Source organism: Marinobacter persicus (assembly GCF_900114155.1).
GTDB classification, from domain to species: Bacteria; Pseudomonadota; Gammaproteobacteria; order Pseudomonadales; family Oleiphilaceae; genus Marinobacter; species Marinobacter persicus.
The window spans coordinates 290,330-312,206 of sequence record NZ_FOSC01000001.1 but is presented as its reverse complement, the minus strand read 5'-3'; the positions used below and the strand labels follow the sequence as shown (position 1 = coordinate 312,206).

22 protein-coding genes are annotated in these 21,877 nt (G+C 60.2%); 14 read left to right on the top strand and 8 right to left on the bottom strand.

The window, feature by feature from the left end; translation table 11 throughout:
- Positions 1 to 23: 23 nt before the first annotated feature.
- The 6 genes from hfq (at position 24) to BMZ63_RS01440 (ending at position 6,571) form a co-directional block, all read left to right on the top strand.
- On the top strand, positions 24 to 275 hold the full coding sequence (gene hfq / locus BMZ63_RS01465; RefSeq protein ID WP_091700643.1) for an RNA chaperone Hfq: 252 nt from the start codon (positions 24 to 26) through the stop codon (positions 273 to 275).
- Positions 276 to 367: 92 nt separating this feature from the next.
- Positions 368 to 1,654, top strand: a complete 1,287-nt coding sequence (gene hflX, locus BMZ63_RS01460) for a ribosome rescue GTPase HflX (RefSeq protein WP_091700641.1) — start codon at positions 368 to 370, stop codon at positions 1,652 to 1,654.
- 90 nt (positions 1,655 to 1,744) lie between these two features.
- Positions 1,745 to 2,944: an FtsH protease activity modulator HflK gene (gene hflK / locus BMZ63_RS01455; protein ID WP_091700639.1), complete on the top strand. Its 1,200-nt coding sequence runs from the start codon at positions 1,745 to 1,747 to the stop codon at positions 2,942 to 2,944.
- A 3-nt stretch (positions 2,945 to 2,947) separates the two neighbouring features.
- Positions 2,948 to 3,823 carry a protease modulator HflC gene (gene hflC, locus BMZ63_RS01450; RefSeq protein WP_091700637.1) on the top strand — a complete coding sequence of 292 codons (876 nt, stop codon included), beginning with the start codon at positions 2,948 to 2,950 and terminating at the stop codon, positions 3,821 to 3,823.
- Between the two features lie 192 nt (positions 3,824 to 4,015).
- Positions 4,016 to 5,200: an ATP phosphoribosyltransferase regulatory subunit gene (locus BMZ63_RS01445; RefSeq protein WP_091700635.1), complete on the top strand. Its 1,185-nt coding sequence runs from the start codon at positions 4,016 to 4,018 to the stop codon at positions 5,198 to 5,200.
- 75 nt (positions 5,201 to 5,275) lie between these two features.
- Positions 5,276 to 6,571: an adenylosuccinate synthase gene (locus BMZ63_RS01440; protein WP_091700633.1), complete on the top strand. Its 1,296-nt coding sequence runs from the start codon at positions 5,276 to 5,278 to the stop codon at positions 6,569 to 6,571.
- 82 nt (positions 6,572 to 6,653) lie between these two features.
- Here the strand turns inward: BMZ63_RS01440 and cmoB are convergent, their stop codons facing one another.
- The 5 genes from cmoB to BMZ63_RS01415 all read right to left on the bottom strand — a co-directional run bounded on the left by cmoB (position 6,654) and on the right by BMZ63_RS01415 (position 10,587).
- A complete protein-coding gene (gene cmoB, locus BMZ63_RS01435) occupies positions 6,654 to 7,646 on the bottom strand; it encodes a tRNA 5-methoxyuridine(34)/uridine 5-oxyacetic acid(34) synthase CmoB (RefSeq protein WP_091700631.1) in 993 nt (330 codons plus the stop codon).
- Between the two features lie 21 nt (positions 7,647 to 7,667).
- Entirely contained in the window at positions 7,668 to 8,426 is a 759-nt protein-coding gene (gene cmoA, locus BMZ63_RS01430; protein ID WP_091700629.1) for a carboxy-S-adenosyl-L-methionine synthase CmoA, read from the bottom strand.
- Entirely contained in the window at positions 8,416 to 8,784 is a 369-nt protein-coding gene (locus BMZ63_RS01425) for a PA3694 family proteiin (RefSeq protein ID WP_091700627.1), read from the bottom strand. Before BMZ63_RS01425 ends, cmoA begins: the two co-directional genes overlap by 11 nt.
- A gap of 21 nt (positions 8,785 to 8,805) precedes the next feature.
- Positions 8,806 to 9,825, bottom strand: a complete 1,020-nt coding sequence (locus BMZ63_RS01420; protein WP_091700625.1) for a serine/threonine protein kinase — start codon at positions 9,823 to 9,825, stop codon at positions 8,806 to 8,808.
- Between the two features lie 81 nt (positions 9,826 to 9,906).
- Positions 9,907 to 10,587, bottom strand: a complete 681-nt coding sequence (locus BMZ63_RS01415; protein WP_227663680.1) for a ComFC family protein — start codon at positions 10,585 to 10,587, stop codon at positions 9,907 to 9,909.
- Between the two features lie 111 nt (positions 10,588 to 10,698).
- On the opposite strand from BMZ63_RS01415, the gene bioB reads away from it, so the two are divergent.
- The 8 genes from bioB (at position 10,699) to BMZ63_RS01375 (ending at position 19,881) form a co-directional block, all read left to right on the top strand.
- Positions 10,699 to 11,757 (top strand): biotin synthase BioB, encoded by a 1,059-nt coding sequence (bioB, locus tag BMZ63_RS01410; RefSeq protein WP_091700620.1) that lies wholly within the window; start codon positions 10,699 to 10,701, stop codon positions 11,755 to 11,757.
- A 368-nt stretch (positions 11,758 to 12,125) separates the two neighbouring features.
- Complete coding sequence (gene bioF, locus BMZ63_RS01405) at positions 12,126 to 13,307, top strand: 8-amino-7-oxononanoate synthase (protein WP_091700951.1); 1,182 nt, start codon at positions 12,126 to 12,128, stop codon at positions 13,305 to 13,307.
- Positions 13,304 to 14,137: a malonyl-ACP O-methyltransferase BioC gene (gene bioC, locus BMZ63_RS01400; RefSeq protein ID WP_091700618.1), complete on the top strand. Its 834-nt coding sequence runs from the start codon at positions 13,304 to 13,306 to the stop codon at positions 14,135 to 14,137. The genes bioF and bioC overlap by 4 nt, the downstream gene beginning before the upstream one ends.
- A 16-nt stretch (positions 14,138 to 14,153) precedes the next feature.
- On the top strand, positions 14,154 to 14,858 hold the full coding sequence (bioD, locus tag BMZ63_RS01395; RefSeq protein ID WP_091700616.1) for a dethiobiotin synthase: 705 nt from the start codon (positions 14,154 to 14,156) through the stop codon (positions 14,856 to 14,858).
- A gap of 48 nt (positions 14,859 to 14,906) precedes the next feature.
- Positions 14,907 to 15,152 (top strand): flagellar biosynthesis protein FlgE, encoded by a 246-nt coding sequence (locus BMZ63_RS01390; RefSeq protein ID WP_091700614.1) that lies wholly within the window; start codon positions 14,907 to 14,909, stop codon positions 15,150 to 15,152.
- A gap of 24 nt (positions 15,153 to 15,176) precedes the next feature.
- Positions 15,177 to 15,824, top strand: coding sequence for a putative metalloprotease CJM1_0395 family protein (locus BMZ63_RS01385; RefSeq protein ID WP_227663681.1), 648 nt, complete (start codon positions 15,177 to 15,179; stop codon positions 15,822 to 15,824).
- Positions 15,825 to 16,128: 304 nt separating this feature from the next.
- Positions 16,129 to 17,928, top strand: coding sequence for an acyl-CoA dehydrogenase C-terminal domain-containing protein (locus tag BMZ63_RS01380; protein ID WP_091700612.1), 1,800 nt, complete (start codon positions 16,129 to 16,131; stop codon positions 17,926 to 17,928).
- A 162-nt stretch (positions 17,929 to 18,090) separates the two neighbouring features.
- On the top strand, positions 18,091 to 19,881 hold the full coding sequence (locus BMZ63_RS01375) for an acyl-CoA dehydrogenase C-terminal domain-containing protein (protein ID WP_091700610.1): 1,791 nt from the start codon (positions 18,091 to 18,093) through the stop codon (positions 19,879 to 19,881).
- A gap of 61 nt (positions 19,882 to 19,942) precedes the next feature.
- On the opposite strand, the gene BMZ63_RS01370 is transcribed toward BMZ63_RS01375, so the two are convergent.
- From BMZ63_RS01370 to BMZ63_RS01360, 3 genes are all read right to left on the bottom strand, one after another.
- Positions 19,943 to 20,206, bottom strand: coding sequence for a hypothetical protein (locus BMZ63_RS01370; RefSeq protein ID WP_091700608.1), 264 nt, complete (start codon positions 20,204 to 20,206; stop codon positions 19,943 to 19,945).
- 84 nt (positions 20,207 to 20,290) lie between these two features.
- Entirely contained in the window at positions 20,291 to 21,304 is a 1,014-nt protein-coding gene (gene holA, locus BMZ63_RS01365) for a DNA polymerase III subunit delta (RefSeq protein WP_091700606.1), read from the bottom strand.
- Positions 21,301 to 21,876 (bottom strand): LPS-assembly lipoprotein LptE, encoded by a 576-nt coding sequence (locus tag BMZ63_RS01360; RefSeq protein ID WP_091700604.1) that lies wholly within the window; start codon positions 21,874 to 21,876, stop codon positions 21,301 to 21,303. Before BMZ63_RS01360 ends, holA begins: the two co-directional genes overlap by 4 nt.
- Position 21,877 lies beyond the last annotated feature (1 nt).

The window sequence follows — 21,877 nt, the reverse complement described above, 5'->3', positions numbered from 1 at the left end:
AATAAATAAACAGGAGAATACTCATGTCAAAAGGGCACTCCCTACAAGACCCTTACCTCAACGCCTTGCGCAAGGAACGCATTCCGGTTTCCATCTTCCTGGTGAATGGCATCAAACTGCAGGGCCAGATCGAATCCTTTGACCAGTTTGTCATCCTGCTGAAGAACACCGTCAGCCAGATGGTCTACAAGCACGCCATTTCCACCGTTGTGCCTGCCCGTAATGTTCGTATTCCGCAACAGAATCCGGCTGAGGAAGGGGAAGCTGAAGACTGATACCCTGTCCGTCCGGTTTTTCCACCCGCGCTCCGGTTCGGCCTTTGGGCTGTGGCGGTCGCGGGTGTTTGTTTTTATGGAGTTGATAAAACTTGTTTGAGCGTCCCGATGTCGGTGAACGAGCCGTTCTCGTTCATATTGAATTTTCCGTGCACGAAGACACCGAAGACCTGGGTGAATTTCGTGAGCTGGTGACGTCTGCCGGCGTTGAACCGGTGGCCGAAGTCACCGGTACCCGCAAGCAGCCCAGCCCCCGTTTGTTTGTCGGTAAGGGCAAGCTGGAAGAGATCCGCGATGCGGTGGCCGCCAGTGAGGCCGATATCGTGCTGTTTAACCACGCCCTGAGCCCGAGCCAGGAGCGTAATATCGAGCGTGAACTCAAATGCCGGGTGCTGGACCGCACCGGCGTGATCCTGGATATTTTTGCCCAGCGGGCCCGCACCCATGAAGGTAAACTGCAGGTGGAGCTGGCGCAGCTGGAGCACATGTCGACCCGCCTGGTGCGTGGCTGGACCCACCTGGAGCGTCAGAAAGGTGGTATCGGCCTGCGCGGGCCCGGTGAAACACAGCTGGAAACCGACCGGCGTCTGCTGCGTGAACGCATCAAATCCATCAACAAACGCCTGGAAAAGGTGCGCAAGCAACGCGACCAGGGGCGCCGCGCCAGGAACCGGGCGGATATCCCGACGGTTTCGCTGGTGGGTTACACCAACGCCGGCAAGTCGACCCTGTTCAACCACATGACCACATCGTCGGTTTATGCGGCGGACCAGTTGTTCGCGACCCTGGACCCGACCCTGCGGCGGCTGGAACTTCCGGACATCGGGCCGGTCGTAATGGCGGACACGGTAGGCTTTATCCGCCATCTTCCCCACAAGCTGGTGGAGGCCTTTCGGGCCACTCTGGAAGAGACCACCCGGGCATCATTGCTGATGCACGTGATTGACTGTCACGATAGCCGGCGGGACGAGAATATCGAACAGGTCGAAGAGGTGCTGGCGGAAATCGGTGCCGACGAGATTCCCGTCCTGCAGGTGTTCAACAAGATCGATCTGCTGGAGGACTTCCCACCACGCATTGACCGCAACGAGGACGGTATCCCGGTACGGGTATGGTTGTCGGCGGTCACCGGCCAGGGGCTGGATTTGCTGTTTGATGCCATTGTGGAACGTCTGGCTGAGGATGTGGTTCATCACTTTGTGGTGCTGGGCCCGACCGACGGCAAATTGCGGGCGCTTTTGCACCAGGCCGGTTCGGTCCTGGGCGAGAAGCACCAGGATAACGGCGACAGTGTGGTGGAAGTACGATTGCAGAACCGGGACTGGCATCAACTGCTGGCCCGGGCCGGAATGAATGAACGGGACGTGCGGCTGGACTAACAGGCGCGCTGCGGTGGCCCGGCTATTGCCGGGGCGCGTATAAATCCCTAGTATTTGCAGCCATTCGAATAAACACGAACGGAGAGAACTATGGCCTGGAATGAACCGGGTGGAAACCGCAACGACAACGACCCCTGGGGTACCGGTGGTGGTCGCGGCGGCAATGATCAGGGCCCGCCGGATCTGGACGAGGCTCTGAAAAAAGGTCTCGACAAGCTCAACCGCATGTTGGGCGGAAAAGGTAACAATTCCGGTAATTCCGGCGGCGGCAAGGGTTCCGGCGGTAACGCGGCCGGATTTGGTGCCGTATTGGCGATCGCCGCGATTCTGGCGGTGGGTTACGTTATTTTCCAGTCGTTCTACACCGTGGACGAACAGGAACGGGCGGTGGTGCTGCGCTTCGGTGAGTACAACCGTACCGAAAACCCGGGTCTGCGCTTCAAGGTGCCACTGATTGATGACGTGACCAAGGTTCGGGTTACCAACGTGCGTTCGGCTGAATCCTCCGGGCAAATGCTGACCCAGGACGAGAACCTGGTCACCGTGGACCTGCAGGTGCAGTACCGGGTTTCCAATGCCGAGGCCTACGTGCTGAACGTTCGTGATTCCAACGAAGCGCTGGCCTTTGCCACCGACAGCGCCCTGCGTCACGAAGTGGGGAGTTCCTCGCTGGATGATGTGCTGACCGAGGGGCGGGCCGAACTGGCTATCCGGGTACAGGAACGTTTGCAGAACTTCCTGCAGGAATACGGTACCGGCCTGGAAGTGGTACGGGTGAACGTGGAAAGCACCCAGCCGCCGTCGGCGGTACAGGATTCGTTCCGTGAAGTTCAGCGTGCCCGGGAAGACGAGCAACGCCTGAAGGAAGAAGCGGAAACCTACCGTAACAAGGTGGTTCCCGAGGCCCGTGGCCGCGCCCAGCGCCTGATCGAGGAAGCCAATGCCTACAGGGCCGAAGTGATTGAGCGGGCCCGTGGTGAAACAGCACGCTTCAAAGAGCTGCTGGCGGTTTACCAGAACGCGCCAGTGGTTACCCGCGAACGTATGTATATCCAGGCCGTGGAGCAGGTGCTGTCCAACAGCAGCAAAATCTTTGTCGACACGGAAAGCAGCGGCAACATGATGTACCTGCCTCTGGACCGCCTGACCCAGAACCGTGCACCGGCCAGCAGCTCGCAGTCGTCCGGCGGTGGCAGCTCACAGCAGCAGGTGGATATACAGACCCTGACCGATCAGGTGTTGCAGGAAGTGCAGAACCGTCAGAACGCCAACATTCGCAGGAGCAGATAACTTATGGGACCCAAAAGTATTGCGGGCCTGGCAGGCGCTCTGATTGTTGTCCTGCTTGTGCTGTCCAGTGTGTACATCATCCCGGAAACCCACCGTGGCGTGCTTTTGCGCTTTGGAGAACTGGTTGAGACCGACATCGAAGCCGGTCTGCATTTCAAGGTGCCGGTGATTGACGAGGTGCGCGAATTTGATGTGCGGGTGCTGACCATGGACCTGCCCTCACGCCAGTACCTGACCGTTGAGAAGAAGCCGCTGGACGTGGATTCCTACGTAGCGTGGAAAATCCGGGATGTGGACCAGTTCTACCGGGCCACCGGTGGTGACGAGCTTCGTGCCCAGTCCCTGATCCTGTCGCGTGTGGACAACGGCCTGCGGGACGAATTCGGCGTGCGCACCATGCACGAGGTGGTCTCTGGCCAGCGTGATGAACTGATGCATACCCTGCGGGACCTGGTGAATGAAACCGCGCAGCAGGAGTTCGGCGTGGAGGTTGTCGATATCCGGGTCAAGGCCATAGAGCTGCCGGGCCAGGTGAGCGAGAACGTCTATCGCCGAATGGCCACCGAGCGCCAGAAACTGGCCCAGGAATTCCGTTCACGGGGGCAGGAACTGGCCGAAGGTATCCGGGCTGACGCCGATCGCCAGCGCACTGTGATACTGGCGGAAGCCTTCGCCCAAGCCGAGGAAACCCGCGGTGAGGGTGACGGTGAGGCTGCCCGTATCTATGCTGACGCCTATGGTGCGGACGAAGATTTTTACAGCTTCTACCGCAGCCTGCAGGCCTACCAGACCACTTTCTCCGGCAAGGATGACATCATGGTGATCGACTCCGAGAGCGACTTCATGAAATTCCTGAATAACCCGGCTGGCGCTAACTGATTAGCGGTCAGGGTGACACCAAAACCGGAATGCTTCGGCATTCCGGTTTTTTTGTGTGCGCCAACGGTGTAGAATTTTGCCGGTTTTGTGTCGGGTTTTCGCATCCGGCGCAAGAAGCCGACACGGCTCCTTAAATCCTGAGTCATTCCCCTGGCTCTGTGCCAGTCAGGGAACAACGGACAACCGAATCTCATGACTGTATCTGATCGCTGGTTACTGCCTGACGGGGTGGAGGATATTCTGCCGCCACTGGCCGGGCAGATAGAATCCCTGCGCCGGGATGTAATGGACACCTGCCAGCGCTGGGGCTACCAGCTGGTAATCCCGCCGCTGATCGAGTACCTGGAATCACTGTTCACCGGCACCGGCCACGACCTGGAGCTGCAAACCTTCAAGCTGACCGATCAGCTTACGGGAAGGATGATGGGCGTGCGCGCGGACATGACCCCGCAGGCGGCCCGCATTGATGCCCATACCCTGGGTGAAGAGGGGATTACCCGCCTGTGCTATGCCGGGCACGTGCTGCATACCCGGCCACAACACATGCTGACCGGTCGTACACCGATTCAGGCGGGTTGTGAGCTGTTTGGCAGTGCCTCCGAATCCGCGGATCTGGAAGTGATCAGCCTGATGCTGGAGACCCTGCGGGTGGCCGGTCTGCCCCGGGTGCATCTGGACCTGGCCCATGTGTCGATTTATGAAAGCCTGGTGGCCGAGGCCGGATTCGACCGCGACACCGAGGCGGCTGTTTTCGACGCCATGGCCCGGAAATCCGTGCCCGAACTGGACCAGTTGCTGGGCGACTGCGCACCCGGTTCCGCCGGTGCCCGATTACGCGAACTGGCCCGGGTGAATGGCGGTGTTGAAGCGCTGGAAGCCGCCCGCCAGATCCTCGGTGGCGCCTCACCGGCGCTGGACGCCGCGCTGGAACAGTTGGCCCGTGTGGTGGATATGCTGCAGGAGAGCTATCCGGAGGTGAGCCTGGGTTTCGATTTCTGTGAGTTGCGCGGCTACAACTACCATACCGGGCTGGTGTTCGCTGCTTATGTGCCCGGACACGGCGACTCCGTTGCCAAGGGCGGTCGTTATGATGCCATCGGCAGTGATTTTGGTCGGGCCCGCCCGGCTACCGGTTTCAGCCTGGATATTCGGGCCCTGGTGGCCCTGGGTCAGCGCGCCTACAACCGGAGCGGCGCCATCTGGGCACCGGCCGACGCCGACCCGGCGCTTGAAGGCGTGATCGCGGGCCTGCGGATGACCGAGACCGTGGTCCGCGCCCTGCCGGAAGACGCCAATGCTGATCCCGCAGCGCGCGGCTGCGACCGTCAGCTGGTCAAGCGGGACGGTAAATGGGTTGTCGAGACGCTGGGCGAGTAAGCCCGGTGGTTACAGTTTTATTTTCGCTAAATTTTCAAGGCGCTCTTCTGGGGCTGCCGGATACGAGAGAGAATCATGGGTAAAAACGTTGTTGTGTTGGGCACTCAATGGGGCGACGAAGGCAAGGGCAAGATTGTCGACCTTCTGACCGACAAAGTTGCGGCGGTAGCGCGCTTTCAGGGCGGCCATAACGCCGGCCATACACTGGTTATCGAAGGCAAGAAGACCGCCTTGCACCTGATTCCTTCCGGCATCCTGCGTGAACACGTACTGTGCCTGATCGGCAACGGCGTGGTGCTGTCCCCCGAGGCGCTGCTCAAGGAAGTACGCGAGCTGGAAGCCAACGGCGTGGCCGTGCGCGACCGCCTGAAAATCAGCCTGGCCTGCCCGATCATCCTGCGTACCCATGTGCGCATCGATCAGGCCCGTGAACGTGCCCGCGGCAACGACAAGATCGGTACCACCGGCCGTGGCATCGGCCCTGCCTACGAAGACAAGGTCTCCCGCCGGGGTCTGCGCCTGGGCGATTTGTGCAACCCGGGCGATTTCGAGAATCGCCTGCGGGAAATCATGTCCTACCACAACTTCATCCTGACCGAGTACTTCAAGGAAGAGGCGGAGGACATTGAGGCCGCGTTGACCGAACTCAAGCAGATGGCCGAAGAAATTCTGCCGATGGCTGCCGACGTGACCGATATTTTGCACGACTATCGCAAGCGCGGCGAGAATATCCTGTTCGAAGGCGCACAGGGCTCGCTGCTGGATATTGATCTGGGGACCTACCCGTTTGTTACGTCTTCCAACACCACGGCTGGCGGCACCGCCACCGGTTCCGGTTTCGGCCCGCTGTTCCTGGATTATGTGCTGGGCATCACCAAGGCCTACACCACCCGCGTGGGTTCAGGCCCGTTCCCGACCGAGCTGTTTGATGACATGGGGCAGCACCTGGCGGTCAAGGGTAACGAAGTGGGCACCACCACTGGCCGCTCGCGCCGCTGTGGCTGGTTTGACGCAGTGGCCTTACGCCACGCCATTCAGATCAACAGTGTGTCCGGCATTTGTCTGACCAAGCTGGACGTGCTGGATGGTCTGGAAACCGTCAAGGTGTGCGTTGGTTACAAGACGCCAAACGGTGAGATTTTCCGTCCGCCGATTGGCTGCGACAGCTACAAGGACATCGAACCGATTTACGAGGAACTGCCGGGCTGGAGTGAGAGCACCGTGGGCCTGACCAGCGTGGACCAGTTGCCGGAGAACGCCAAGGCGTACATCCGCTTCCTGGAAGAGAAGATTGAGGCGCCGATCGATATCATTTCCACCGGCCCGGACCGGGTGGAAACGGTGACGCTGCGCCATCCGTTCGGAGAGTAAGGCCGCACTCTGTCCAGAACAAAAAACCGCCCGCAGCAAAGGCTTCGGGCGGTTTTTTTATGCCTGAGGCCGCGGGGCGGAATCAGGGCTTTTCGGCAATGATCGTGGCGCGTTTGGGGCCAGGGTAGCCTTCGATGGTCTTGGACGGGTCGTGCGGGTCCAGGAAATCTTTCAGGGAGTTGAAACGCATCCAGTCAGTGCTGCGTTGTTCATCGGTGCTGGTATCGCTGACATCCACCACCCGGGCGTTGCGAAAACCGGTCCGGTCGAGCCAGCGCAGCAGGGTGGGACAACTGGGCAGGAACCAGACATTACGCATCTGCCCGTAACGGTCTTCCGGCATCAGGCTGTAGCCTTCCGGGCCGTCCACCACCAGGGTTTCCAGTACCAGCTCACCACCCCGGCGCAAGGTACCCTTCAGCTCCAGCAAGTGGTCGAGTGGTGAGCGGCGGTGGTAGAGCACGCCCATGGAGAAGGTGGTGTCGAATAATTCCAGCTGATCCGGCAGGTCTTCCATACGCACCGGCAGCAGATCCACCGGCACCTCCCCCAGATAACCTTTCACCGCCAGAAACTGAAACAGGAACAGCAGCCCGGGATCAATGCCGATCACCCGCGCCGCACCGGCGCCGGCCATGCGCCAGCAGTGGTAGCCCGAACCGCAGCCCACATCCAGGATGGTGCGCCCTGCAAGGTTGGCCAGGTGGGGTGCCACCCGGTCCCACTTCCAGTCCGAGCGCCACTCGGTGTCTATGTGGGTACCAAAGAAATCAAAGGGACCCTTGCGCCAGGGCATCAGCCCGCGCAGGCCCGCTTCCAGTTCTGTCCGGTCCTTTTCCGGAAGGTCCCGGGTGGTATTCAGGGTAACCGCGCTGGCGTTGAGGTCGGCCTCGACCCCGGTGATCGCCGGTAATTGGTCCAGGGCGCCAAGCCAGCGGGGAAGGTCGCCATGGGGGCGTTCCTCGAATTTCTGAATCAACTGCTGTCTGAGTAATCCGGCCCATTGTTCGCGCCCGGCCTGTCGCAGATAATCCAGAACCGGGTTGAAATGGGTCTGCCAGTCAAACGATGCCATGGGAAATACCAGAGTCCGGGGTTAAGGGGTTTTGATAGCGAGTATGGAAACAAAGTTAAAGCACTGATACCAAACCAGAACCTGGTCAAACCCGGCGTCTTGCAGGCGTGCCTTGTGGGTATGCAGTGTCTCGGGTATCAGCACTTTTTCGATGGCGGCCCGTTTCTGGCTGATTTCCAGATCGGAATAGCCATTGGCGCGTTTGAATTCGTGGTGCAGACGGGTCTGAATGTCCTGCTCGGCCTCCGACTCAAAACGGATTTTTTCGGACAGGATCAGGGCTCCGCCAGGCAGGGTGGCATCGGCAATCCGGGTGAGTAGCGGCAGGCGCTGTTCGGGTGGCACGAATTGCAGGGTGTAATTCAGTGTGGTGACCGACGCGTTGCTCAGCTCGGTGTAGAGGATGTCCTCGCAGCGCAGCTGTACCGGCAGATCGTGATCATCCAGCGCCACATAGTGCTCGCACCGCTCGATCATGGCACTGGAGTTATCCACCCCGACCAGGGTGCAGTCGGTGTGGGGAATGCCATGGCGCATGGCAAGGGTGGAAGCGCCCAGAGAGCAGCCCAGGTCGTAACAGTGGGAGCCGGGCTGCACATATTGTTCGGTAATCACCTCGATCATCGGGATAATCGTGGTGTAACCGGGTACCGATCGTCGGATCATGTCCGGGAAGACCCTCGCCACCGAGGCATCGAAGCGGAAATCCTCGGGGTTGCGCTCGGTGGCAAACAGCCGGTCGGTGACCTGTTCCGGCGCCGGGTGTTTGCTACTGCTCATCAGGCACCTCGACGGCCTCCGGAGTGGCCGGATCCCGGTCAAGCGGGGAGGGCCGGGCACAGCGCACACCTCGGTTCTTGTAATCCACCAGGATACCCCGGAACGAAGGGTCGACATCGGCGGCAATGGCCAGATAACCGTCCACGCAGGCGGCGTGCAGCTCGGAAGGTTTGCGAGACATGCGGAACTCCTCGCCGGGCTTGACGTGAATCGCTTCGAACTCGCCGACCGGTACCTGGTCCTTGTTTTCCGAATGGTCGATGCGACCACTGGCTTCGAGCACCAATACCGTGCCGATAATGGCGGCCACGGCAGTAATGATCAGTGCGCCAACCGAATAACGTTTTTCTGTGCTCATGCTTACCTCTTCAACAAACGATCAGAATTGCCCGGGCAGGCTGATGGCCGGTTCCTGCAGTGCCGCCAGTTGTTCCCGCAACGATAGTATCTGGTCCGACCAGAAGCGGGGCTGCCCGAACCATGGGAAGAACCGGGGAAAGGCCGGATCGTCCCAGCGCCGGGCCAGCCAGGCACAATGGGACAGTTGGCGGTAACAGCGCAGGGGTTCTATCAGGTGCCGCTCCCGCCGGTTGAAATCCCGGAACATCTCGTAGCCTTCCAGCAGTTCACCGAGCTGGGCGCCTCTTTCTGCGGCTTCGCCATTCAGCAGCAGCCACATGTCCTGAATGGCAGGGCCGGTGCGACAGTCATCCAGGTCCACGAACAGCATCTGTTCATCCCGGCACAGAATATTGCCAGCGTGACAGTCGCCATGAATGCGCAGGGTGTTAACCGGGCCGGCATCATCTACCCGGGCCCGGCAGGCGGCCAATAAATCGGGAATCAGGCTGTCCCAGGCCGGGCGCAGATCGTCGGGCACCCAGCCGTCTTCGACCAGAAACCGGTTGTGCTGTTCAATGCCGGTGATCAGGTCAAAGGCGGGCCTGTGCTCAAAGGGCCTCAGTTCGCCGATGTTGTGCATCTGGCCCAGCCACTGGCCCAGTCGGTAGAGGGTGTCGGTGACACTGGTGTCCGGTGCCTGGCCGCCCCGTTGCTGAAACACAGCGAAACGGAAACCACCGTGTTCACCCAGGGATTTTCCGTTGGCCAGAATCAGCGGTGCCACCACCGGAATGCCGGCTTCCTGCAGTTCCAGCGTGAACTGGTGTTCTTCCTGAATGGCGGCTTCGGACCAGCGACCAGGCCGGTAGAACTTGGCAATGACCGGCGGCTGATCCTCCACGCCCACCTGGTAAACCCGGTTTTCGTAACTGTTGAGCGCGAATAGCCTGCCGTTGATGACAAAACCGGCCGCTTCCAGGGCGTCCAGAATCAGGTCAGGCGTCAGCGCATCGTAAGGGTGGCTGGAGGTGGTCAGGTTTACTGGTTGATCGGACATAGAATCCATGGCTTGCTTGGTGTGGCGCAAGTATACCGGTTATGGGCAAGGTGGGTCATGTCTCTTGCTTGCACCAGAGACTCAGCCTGGCGTTCGGGCCAGTGCCCACAGCTGCACTTCCCGGGCACCGGCGTCCAGCAGGTGGCGGGCGAGGGTTTTGGCGGTTGCCCCGGTAGTCACTACGTCGTCCACCAGCGCGATTCTCTCTGGTACCGTCCCGCGAACCTGGAATACCCCCTGCAGGTTGGCCAGCCGGGTGGCCCGGTTCAGCCCCCGTTGCGCCTGGACTTGCCTGCAACGGTAAATCAGCCCGGAATCCAGAGGAATATCCAGGTGCGAGGACAGACACTCGGCAATGTCGGCTGCCTGATTGAAGCCGCGCTGCCATCGTCGTGACCAGTGCATGGGGGCGGGCACCAGCCAATCCGGCCGGTCCTCGGCGGGGATCTGTTGCTCGATGAGTTCGCCGAATTCCGCCAGCAGTGGCCGTATGAATTGTCGCTGGCCGTGGTACTTGTACCGGCCAATCATGCCGTCAATGGGAAACTGATAACGCCACGGGATAATGGCACGGGAGAACGGCGGGGGCGTTGCCTGGCATTCGCCACACAACCCAGCGGGCAGTGCGAAGGGCAGCGGTAAGGCGCAGGCATGGCAGTGCCAGCGGTTCACAGGCAGATCGGCGCGACACGCCGGACACAGTCCGTGCCGGGCGTGACTGGTCAGGCAGGCCACGCACCGGCCGCCATCGGAGTTGTTCATATTTCTGCTGTTAACCTTTAGGCTGAATAAGGTTGACAGCGGGTGCAGTCCCTTTATCATCGCGGTTTATCCGTAAACCAAATAACCCAAAAAGGTTAACAGGACTTTGCCATGACCGCCACCGCACTGCGTCACGACTGGACGCTCAAGGAAGCCCGGGAACTCTTCAACCTGCCCTTCAATGATCTTCTGTTCCGCGCCCAGACTGTACACCGGGAGCATTTTGATCCAAACGAGGTGCAGGTCAGCACGCTGCTGTCGATCAAAACCGGCGCCTGCCCGGAAGACTGCAAGTATTGCCCCCAGAGTGGTCACTACAACACCGATCTGGAGAAAGAAAAGCTGCTGGAGATCGAAAAAGTGGTGGGCGAGGCTCGCGCGGCCCGGGAAAAAGGTGCGTCCCGCTTCTGCATGGGCGCGGCCTGGCGTAGTCCTTCGAAAAAAGACATGCCCTATGTGCTGGACATGATCCGGCAGGTGAAGTCCCTTGGCCTGGAAACCTGCATGACCCTGGGCATGCTGAAAGAAGAACAGGCCGAGGAACTGGCCGAGGCAGGCCTGGATTACTACAACCACAACCTCGACACGTCCGAGAAGTACTACAGCCACATCATCACCACCCGCACCTATCAGGACCGTCTCGACACCCTCGATAACGTGCGCAAGGCGGGCATGAAAGTCTGCTGCGGCGGCATCATGGGCATGGGCGAGGAAGAAGATGACCGCGTGGGCCTGCTGGTGGAACTGGCGAACCTGCCACAGCACCCGGAAAGCGTGCCGGTGAACATGCTGGTGAAGGTGAAGGGTACACCGCTGGAAGACGTGGAAGACCTGGACCCGTTTGATTTCGTGCGCCTGATTGCGGTGGCTCGCATCATGATGCCCGAGTCCCACGTGCGACTGTCGGCGGGTCGTGAGCAGATGAACGAGCAGATGCAGGCGCTGTGTTTTATGGCCGGTGCCAACTCCATTTTCTACGGCGAGAAGCTGTTAACCACCTCAAACCCCGAGGCGGACGCGGACATGCAGCTGTTCCGCAAGCTGGGCATCCGGCCGGAGCAGCGGGAGCAGTGTGCCAGCGAAGAGCAGGAGGAAGAGGCGCTGGCCGAAGCCGTGGAGTATGAGGCGACCCGGCACCTGTTTTATGACGCTACTCGGGAGACTGCCTGACCTTGTTTTGAGCTTGGGAGTTAGGGCTTGAAGGTCGGGGCATGCCTCCCGAGACACGCTCAAGACGTCCGTGTGCGCTTAGGTCGCGCCATCCATGGCGCTCTATAGTCCCGGGAGGCATGCCCCGACCTTCAGCCAATCTGGCCACGAGTTACCTCCCTGTTTGTGGTGTTTGAGGCAGCTCCTTGGTTCAGGACATGCTCCTAAATTAAGCGGTGGATCGGGTAGGTCTTCCCGGGACTATCTTTCGCCATGGATGGCGAAAGCTAAGCGCACACGGATGTCTCGAGCGTGTCCCGGGAAGACCTACCCGATCCACCGCGCTCAGCATGGCAAAGGCCCAGATCTATACAGTTGATGGTAAACAGATGCGCGACTTTGCAGCAGAAATAGAACAACGAAAGCGAGACGGCCTATACCGTCATCGCAGGCTCATGTCCGGTCCGCAGCAGCCGGAGTTGACCGCTGATGGAAAGCCATTGTTGTCGTTCTGCAGCAACGATTACCTGGGCCTCGCCAACGACGCCGGGAACATCGAGGCACTTAAGCAGGCCTTGCCGGAAACCGGGCTAGGCGGCGCGGCCTCGCATCTGGTGTGTGGGCACCACGAAGCGCACCACCAGTTGGAGGAGCGACTGGCGGCGTTTACCCGACGCAGTTCCGCGCTTTTTTTCTCCACCGGCTACATGGCCAACATGGGCGTGATCTCGGCACTGGTTGGCCGTGGCGACACCGTGTTTTCGGACAAACTGAATCATGCCTCGATTGTCGACGGCTGCATTCTCAGCCGCGCACGAATGCGCCGGTACGCCCATGGCGACGTGGCCACACTGGAAACCATGTTGGCTAACACCGATGGCCATAAAGTCGTGGTGACCGACGGCGTTTTCAGCATGGACGGCGATGTTGCACCGTTACGAGAGCTGGCCCGGGTGTGCCGTGAGCAGGGTGCCTTGCTGGTGGTGGACGATGCTCACGGGCTTGGTGTGCTTGGTCCACAAGGGCGGGGGAGTGTGCTGGAGGCCGGGTTGTCTGAAGAGGAGGTGCCGGTACTGATCGGCACCCTGGGCAAGGCCGTGGGCACCAGTGGCGCTTTCGTGGCCGGGCCGGAGTGGTTGACCGAATACCTGGTGCAAAAGGCCCGCACCTACATCTATACCACCGCCATGCCGCCGGCGCTGGCCGTGGCGACCTGTGCCAGTCTGGACCGGATAGAGTCCGATGACGCGCCCCGGGAACATCTGAATCAACTGATCGCCGATTTTCGCTCTGGAGCAGGGCGGTTGGGGTATGAGTTGATGCCCTCGAAGACACCCATCCAGCCGATCATGATCGGAGACAACCATACCGCCCTGGCACTCAGTCGGGCGCTGGAGGCGCAGGGCCTTCTGGTCACCGCTATTCGTCCGCCCACGGTGCCGGTGGGGCAGGCGCGCCTGCGGGTGACCCTGAGCGCGGCACACACCACTGACCAGCTGAAACAGCTGTTGGCGGCGCTCTCGAAAGCCCGTCATCTTGTTGAAGAGACTCCGGAAGAGGCGCTCCAATGAACGCTGCTACGGAGATTGTGCATGCGCCGGCCTCGGAGCCCGCGAGGATAAGCACCGGCAGCAAGGAATCCATCGCCCGGGGCTTTGGCGGTGCGAGCCAGACCTACGACACAGCGGCGCGCCTGCAAAAGTGCATGGGCGACACCATGCTGGCCTGGCTGCCAGAACACTTCCGTCCGGACAGCATCCTGGATCTGGGCTGCGGCACGGGCTGGTTCACCCGGAAACTGGCCGAACGCTTCCCGGAAGCATCACTGACCGGCGCCGATCTGTCCCCCGGCATGCTGACCCAGTCCAAAGCCTGCGGCCCCGGCCATGTTAGCTGGCTTAACGCCGATGCCGAACAGCTGCCCTTGCCCGACCAAAGCGTAGACCTTATTTTCAGTAACCTGATGATCCAGTGGAGCAACCGGCCCGAGGTAATCTTCGCCGAATGTCGCCGGCTGCTGAAGCCCGGTGGGATCCTCGCGATTTCCACCCTGCTCGACGGCACTCTTGCGGAGCTGGAAGCAGCCTGGGCCCGGGCCGACCCCGGCCAGCCCCATGTTAACCGTTTCGCCCGGGAGACCGATTGGCAGCAGTTGGTGAATGGCGTTTTACCAGGCGTGCAACATCGGGCAGAAACGATAATTTTGCCTTACAATTCCCCCCTGGCCCTCAACCGGGAACTGAAACACCTGGGGGCGGGCTACAAAGGCGAGCAACGCCGGCGAACGGTAACCGCCCCGGGCCGGTTCAAGGCCATGTGCCAGGCTTACCCGAAAGACGAATTCGGGCAAGTTAGTGCCAGCTACCGGGCCGGCTGGCAGTATTGGCGAAAGCCAGTTTGATAGACAAGGACAAAAAGTGGCAAAAAAAACCTATTTCGTAACCGGCACCAACACCGGCGTTGGCAAAACCATCGCCACTGCCACCCTGCTGGAAGCCGCCAGAGAGCAGGGCCTGAAAACCATTGCCATGAAACCGATCGCCTCCGGCTGTGAACACACCGCCCTGGGGCTTCGCAATGATGACGCCCTGCTGTTACAGAGCGCCATCACCGAAGAAATTTCATACGAAGCCATCAATCCCATCGCCCTGGAGCCCGCCATTGCGCCGCACGTGGCGGCCCACCAGGCGGGCCAGACCATCTCGGCGCAACGGATTATCGGCTTTTGCCGTGGTACCCAGATACGCCCCTCTGACCTTATGCTGATCGAGGGCGCCGGCGGCTGGCGGGTGCCCCTGAACGATCGGGAAACCTACGCAGCCGTACCCCGGGAAATGGGGCTGGGTGTGATCGTGGTGATCCCGTTACAGCTTGGCTGCATCAACCACGCCTTGCTGACGGTGGAAGCCATACAGGCCGATGGCCTTCGAGTGGCGGGCTGGATTGGCAACCGGATTGATCCCGAGCCCATGGAGTGTGAGCAGGAAACCCTCAACTACCTGAGCCTGCACCTGAAAACCCCTTGCCTGGGCGTTTTGCCGTGGATAGAAGGCAAGCCCGACAAAAGCCTGCCGGGCATACTGAAGAAATATGTGAATATCGAGCCCTTGATTGAAAATTGAACAAGGTTGTGCGTTAATAACATCAGGTTCAGTTAAAGGAGCGCAACCATGATCAACAACACACTGGGAATTGGCATACAGGGTGTCCAGGATGGCATTGTTGGCATGGAAAACGCCGCCCGGAAGATCGCCCGTGGCGGAGCCGACGGTCCCAAGGGCAGTGCAGACGGTGCCGGCAACCTGGCCGAGCCGATCATTGAGCTCAATCTTTACGAACGCAGTGTGGAAGCGTCCGCCCAGGTGGTGAAAACCGCAGATGAAACGCTCGGAACACTGCTGGATCTGCGCGCCTGATCCACTGCCGGGAAACGTCATGTCGTGAACGTTCTCTCTTCCGTACCCCCGATTTTCCCTTCCACCGGTGGTGCCCTGCCGCCGGTTGGTGCTGTGCCGCCCGGCCAGCAATCGACCTCTGGCCGCACGGCGGCCGCCGGCGAGACGGCGACTGAAGCCAATACCCGCTCAGCTCCCGCCGTCGGACAAAGCGCCGGTAACAACGATGCGAATCGCGCCACCGAGCAAAGCTCTGGGCGGCAACGCGATGAAAGCCGCCAGGGCGAAAACGCAAGCCAGCGGAACAACGGCCAGAATCTCACTCCCGACCAGCTCAAAGAGCTGACCGAACTCAAAGCCCGCGACCGTGAAGTCCGCGCCCACGAGCAGGCTCACCAGTCTGTCGGCGGCCAGTATGCCGGAGCCATGTCGTTCACCTACGAGCGCGGCCCCGATGGCGCCCAATATGCGGTGGGTGGCGAGGTCTCCATTGATGTCTCACCGGTTGAGGGTGACCCGCAAGCCACCATCGAAAAAATGCGCGTGGTACGTGCCGCCGCCATGGCGCCTGCCCAACCCTCCGCTCAAGACCGTGCCGTTGCCGCCAGGGCCATGCAGACCATGTTGCAGGCCCAGGCCGAAATGGCAGCGGGCGAAGACGAGCGGGAAGGCGCCTTGTCGGTGTTTGCCTGATAAAACACCTACATCAGCTATACGTAATCGGGGAAGCCTTTCCAAAACCGTGCGGAGCCATGGATGGCGGAGCTCGAGCGTTACAGGGACGTATTCACAGCGTGTTTTGGAAAGGCTTCCCCGAATGCGTAAGGCGTCTATGTAGCAGAAAATTCACATCAGCCTATTGACAGCTTTGCTCGCCAAAACGTATGTTTCAAACAAGCGTTTAATAAAAAGCCGTGATGCCGACACATCACCGTACCCGAGCAAACCCCGAGCGTCCCTCAAACAGGGCGCCGGGCCGTCAACCGAGGTGGAAACGATGCCTGAATACAAAGCTCCCCTGCGTGATATCCAGTTTGTCATGAACGAGTTGCTCAGCGCCGAGCAGCATTACGCCAGCCTGGAAGGGGCCGAAGATGCAACACCTGATATGGTCGATGCCATTGTCCAGGAAGGGGCCAAGTTCTGTGAGCAGGTGCTGTCTCCGCTCAACCGCGTGGGTGACGAAGAAGGCTGCAAGCTGACCGACGACGGCGTGAAAACCCCCTCCGGTTTCAAGGAAGCCTACCAGCAATACGTGGAAGGCGGATGGCCATCCATCACCGCCGATCCGAACTACGGCGGCCAGGGGCTGCCGCATTCCATTGGTCTGGTGATCAGCGAAATGGTCGGCACCGCCAACTGGTCCTGGGGCATGTATCCGGGCCTGAGTCACGGTGCCATCAACACCATCGAGGCCCACGGTACCGAGGAACAGAAACAGACCTACCTGACCAAACTGACCAGCGGTGAGTGGACCGGCACCATGTGCCTGACCGAACCTCATTGCGGCTCGGACCTGGGCACCCTGCGGACCAAGGCCGAACCAAACGAGGACGGCAGTTACCGTATTACCGGCACCAAGATCTTCATTTCCGCTGGTGAGCACGACATGGCCGAGAACATCGTGCACATCGTTCTGGCCCGCCTGCCGGGTGCGCCGGAAGGGACCAAGGGTATTTCCCTGTTCATTGTGCCCAAGTGTCTGCCCAACGAAGACGGTTCGGCCGGCGAGCGCAACGGTCTTTCCTGTGGCTCCCTGGAACACAAGATGGGTATCCATGGCAACGCCACCTGCGTGATGAACTTTGACGGCGCCAAGGGCTGGCTGATCGGGCCGGAGAACAAAGGCCTGAACTGCATGTTCACCTTCATGAACACCGCCCGCATCGGCACCGCCATCCAGGGGCTGGGCGCCGCCGAGCTGGGTTTCCAGGGGTCGCTGGCCTATGCAAAAGAACGTCTGGCCATGCGCTCCCTGAGCGGGCCGAAGAACCCGGACGGTATCGCGGACCCGATCATCGTTCATCCGGACGTGCGTCGCATGCTGTTGACCCAGAAAGCCATTGCCGAAGGCGCCCGGGCACTGATTTATCTGGCCGGGCAGCAGGTGGACATTGTCCACAGTGGCAAGACCGACGAGGAAAAGCAGGCGGCGGATGCGCTACTGAGCTTCCTGACGCCGATCGCCAAGGCCTTCCTGACCGAAATTGGCTACGAATCAGCCAACCTGGGTATGCAGGTGTTCGGTGGCCACGGCTACATCTCCGAGTGGGGCATGGAGCAGAACGTGCGTGACGCCCGCATCGGCATGATCTACGAGGGCACCACCGGCATCCAGGCGCTGGACCTGCTTGGCCGTAAGGTGCTGATGAGTCAGGGCGAAGCATTGAAAGTGTTCACCAAGCAGGTGCACCTGTTCTGCAAGGAAAACGCCGATAACGAGCAGCTCAAGGAATTTGTCGAGCCACTGGCGGCCCTGAACAAGGAATGGGGCGATGTCACCATGAAGATCGGCATGACCGCCATGAAAAACCGGGAAGAAGTGGGTGCCGCCTCGGTGGATTACCTGATGTACTCCGGTTATATCGTGTTCGGTTACCTGTGGGCGCGTATGGCGAAAGTGGCCCAGGAACAACTGGCCGAGGGCACCACCGAGGAGATGTTCTACAACGCCAAGGTGCAGACCGCCCGCTTCTACTTCAAACGCCTGCTGCCGCGCACCAAGGCCCACGCCGAGGCAATGCTGGCCGGCGCCGACACGCTGCTGGACATGCCGGAAGATGCGTTCTTCATCTGACGGAGGCGTTCTGGCTCCGCGTTAATCGAAAGCCCGTTCTCCCGCCGGAGGCGGGCTTTTTTATCCGCTGGCCGGCGTATAGTCTAGACTCGTAAAAACAATAAGTTGTAGCTGCAAATGACAATCAGGGCAGGCTACTTCAAACCAGTTCAGGAGAGTGATATGGCAGATTACCAGGCCCCCCTTCGCGAGATGCGTTTTGTCCTTAACGAAGTGTTCGACGCCCCCGCTTTGTGGGCATCCCTGCCAGGGGTCGCCGGGAACGTGGACCCCGACACCGCTGACGCCATTCTGGAAGAAGCCGGGAAGATCACCGCCGGCGTGCTGGCACCGCTCAACCGCGAAGCCGATGAACAGGGCTGTCGCTGGAATGATGGTGATGTCACGACCCCGGAAGGTTTCAAAGAAGCTTACCAGACGCTGGTCGAAGGCGGCTGGAATGGGCTGGGTGGTAACCCGGAATTCGGTGGCATGGGCATGCCCAAGACCCTGGTGGCGCAGTTCGAGGAAATGATGCAGGCAGCCAACATGTCTTTCGGCCTGGCGCCGATGCTGACCGCCGGGGCCTGTGTGGCGCTGGACGCCCACGGCAGCCCGGAGCTGAAAGAAAAATACCTGCCTAAGCTCTATTCTGGCGAGTGGTCCGGGGCCATGGACCTGACCGAGCCTCACGCGGGCACCGACCTGGGCATTATCCGCACCAAGGCGGAACCGCAGGATGACGGCTCCTACCGGATCACGGGCACCAAGATTTTCATTACCTGGGGCGAGCACGATATGGCGGAGAATATCGTGCACCTGGTGCTGGCCAAACTGCCGGATGCGCCCAAGGGCCCGAAAGGCATCTCCATGTTCCTGGTGCCCAAGTTCCTGGTGAACGACGACGGCTCGCTGGGCGAGCGCAATCAGTTTGGTTGTGGATCGCTGGAAAAGAAAATGGGCATCAAGGCCTCGGCCACCTGTGTGATGAACTACGACGGTGCCACCGGCTGGCTGGTAGGCGAGGAGAACAAAGGTCTGGCGGCCATGTTCACCATGATGAACTACGAGCGCCTTGGGGTGGGCATCCAGGGCCTGGGCGCGGCGGAAGCCTCCCTGCAAAGTGCCCGGGAGTACGCCAATGAGCGTATCCAGAGTCGTGCGCCTACCGGTGCCCGACAGCCAGACAAGGCTGCTGACCCGATTCTGGTGCATCCGGATGTGCGCCGCATGCTGATGACCATGAAAAGTTTCGTGGAAGGTGGCCGTGCGTTTTCCACTTATGTGGCCAGCTGGCTGGACATTGCCAAGTTCTCCGAGGACGATCAGCAACGGGAGCATGCAGACGGCATGGTCGCTTTGCTAACGCCAGTGGCCAAGGCTTTCCTGACCGACCGGGGACTGGATACCACCATTCTCGGCCAGCAGGTGTTTGGTGGCCACGGATTTATCCGGGAGTGGGGCCAGGAGCAGTTGGTGCGCGATTGCCGCATTACCCAGATTTACGAGGGCACCAACGGTATTCAGGCCATGGATTTGATGGGCCGCAAGGTGGTGGGCAGTGAAGGCAAACTGTTTGAACTGTTCGCCGAGGACGTCACCAACTTCATCGAGCAGAACAGCATGGACGCTGCGTTACGTCCCTACCTGGAATCCCTGGCGGCGGCGCTTGAGCGGTTGTCGGATGTGACTGAGCTGGTGATCAAACAGGCGGGCGAAAACCCCGAAGCCGTGGGCGCTGCGGCCGTGGATTACCTCGACATGTTCGGCTACACCGCGCTGGCCTATATGTGGGCGAAGATGGTGAAAGCGGCGGCCGAGAAGGCCGGTAATGATACGTCCGGTTTCTACACCGGCAAGATCAAGACGGCACGCTTTTACTACGACCGTTTACTGCCGCGCACGGTGGCGCTGGCTGAGGGGATTCGCAGTGGCGAGGGGGCAATGATGGCGCCGGATGCCAGCGAAATCTAACATGTAAAAATGGAAAGGCCTGCCTGTTTTCTCTATTCGAGTTCACGGGCAGGCCAGACAGTTACTTCAGCTTCTTGCGAATATTCTGATAACCGGATTTCAGGTCTTCTCCCAGCCGGTGTGCAGTCTCCCGGGCCTCGTGGCCGGCATCTTCGGTGTCGTGCAGGATGTCATCCATCTTGTGGCGGAAGCGTTCCCAGTCTTTTTCCAGATCATCCCATTCGTCTTTCACATCTTCCCGGGCCAGGTGCATCTGCACCCGGGCTTCGTCCCGGTACTGCTTGATCTTTTCCGACAGTTTGTGAAGTTCGTCTTGCAGGTTCATGGTGAATTGTCCTCCTTGCATTCCATGATAAGCATAGACTCAGCATGCGCCCGCTGCAGAATTTGTGTCAAGGAAGGAATGAAATCAGCGCGCCGGTGCCGCCAGTACGACGGAGAGATCCCGGAGATGGTGCCAGGGGCCCAGATCGTCAAAGCCTTTGGCGGCGCGATCGGTAAGGTTGCACAGGTGCAGGGCCTGGTGCAGCTGGTTGCGGTTAAGGCGGCTGGCGGCCTGGCGTACGGCGGTGGCGCGCCGGGGCTGGAAGACGCCGCGCTTTTTAAGGAAGGCGGAGGGGTTCTCGCCCGGCTGAACGGTGTTCTGCAGTTCCAGAATCAGGTTTAAATCCCGCGTTAGTACGCTGAGCAGGCCAAGCGGATTTTCGCCCTCCTGCTGGAGAATGCCGATCATCTTGCCGGCGTGCGCGGCCTTGCCGGACAGCAGTTCGGTAACCAGCTCAAAGCCGTTGAAACGCGAGCTGTCCTGTACCGCCTGCTCAACGGTTGCCTCGTCAATGGTCTTGTTGTTGCCCAGCAACAGGGCCAGACGATCCAGCTCCTGGCTGGCGGCCAGCAGGTTACCTTCCAGCCGTTCTGCCAGAATCATCATGGCGCCCCGGGTTAGCTGCAGGCCCTGGCTGGCCGCCCGTTGCTGTAACCAGCCCGGGAATTTTTCAGGGTCAATCGGCCACACCGGCACGTGAACACCGGTGCCCTGAAGCTCTTTATACCATTTGCGTTTGGTTTCAGCGGCGTCCAGTTTGGCACTGATCAACAACAGCACCACATCCTCCGGAGGCGCCTGCAGTATCTGCTCCATGACTTTACGGCCATCGCCCAGTTTCCCGGAGGGCAGGTGGATTTCAATACGGCGTTTTTCGGCGAACAGGGACAGGGCGTTGCACTCGTCGGCAACGGCATTCCAGTCCAGCTGATGGTCAGCATGAAAAGTCAGACGGTCCTGGTAGCCAGCCTCACGGGCGGCCGAGCGGATCTGGTCACAGCATTCCTGAACCAGTAGTGGTTCATCACCGGAAACCAGATAGACCGGTGCCAGGCCTTTCTTCAGAAGCTGGGGAAGCTGGCCGGGCTGGGTTTTCATGAGCCTCCGTCGTCTTCCTGGCTGTCGTGATATTCGGTGATGGCGGCGTCAATACGCTGTTGGGTCATTGGTGCCAGGCGGAAGATAACCTGCTGGGCCAGCCGGTCACCCAGTTGCTGACGCAGCTCGTCCTCTTCACGCTGTTTGGCCAGCACGTTGTTCTCATCGTAGCGGTAGCTTTCGCTGGCGTTCAGGTCGGTTTTTGCGATCAGCGGCACGTCATCGGCGGTGAACAGTTCTACCGACACCGTGTGTCGCAGCACATATTCTGCCGCTGAGGCGTCGGAGGTGATGGCCGAGGCGCGGCGGTCCTGCTGGTAGTCGCGCAGGCGCAGAATATAATCGGCACGGTTTTCATCAACCAGTTTCACGCCGCCAAGTTCCAACTGATCACGCACGGAGTTGCAGAAATCCCCGGGCAGGGATTCCGGGCAATCCACGGCCAGCGGCTGCAGTGCTGCCGGTACCGGCGAGGTGCCCCGCAACTGGAAGCCGCAGCCTGCCAGCACGGTGGCTGCCGTCAGCACCAGGGCTTTCGGGAAAGAGGCTTTCAGAGCAGGGCAGAGTTTCATA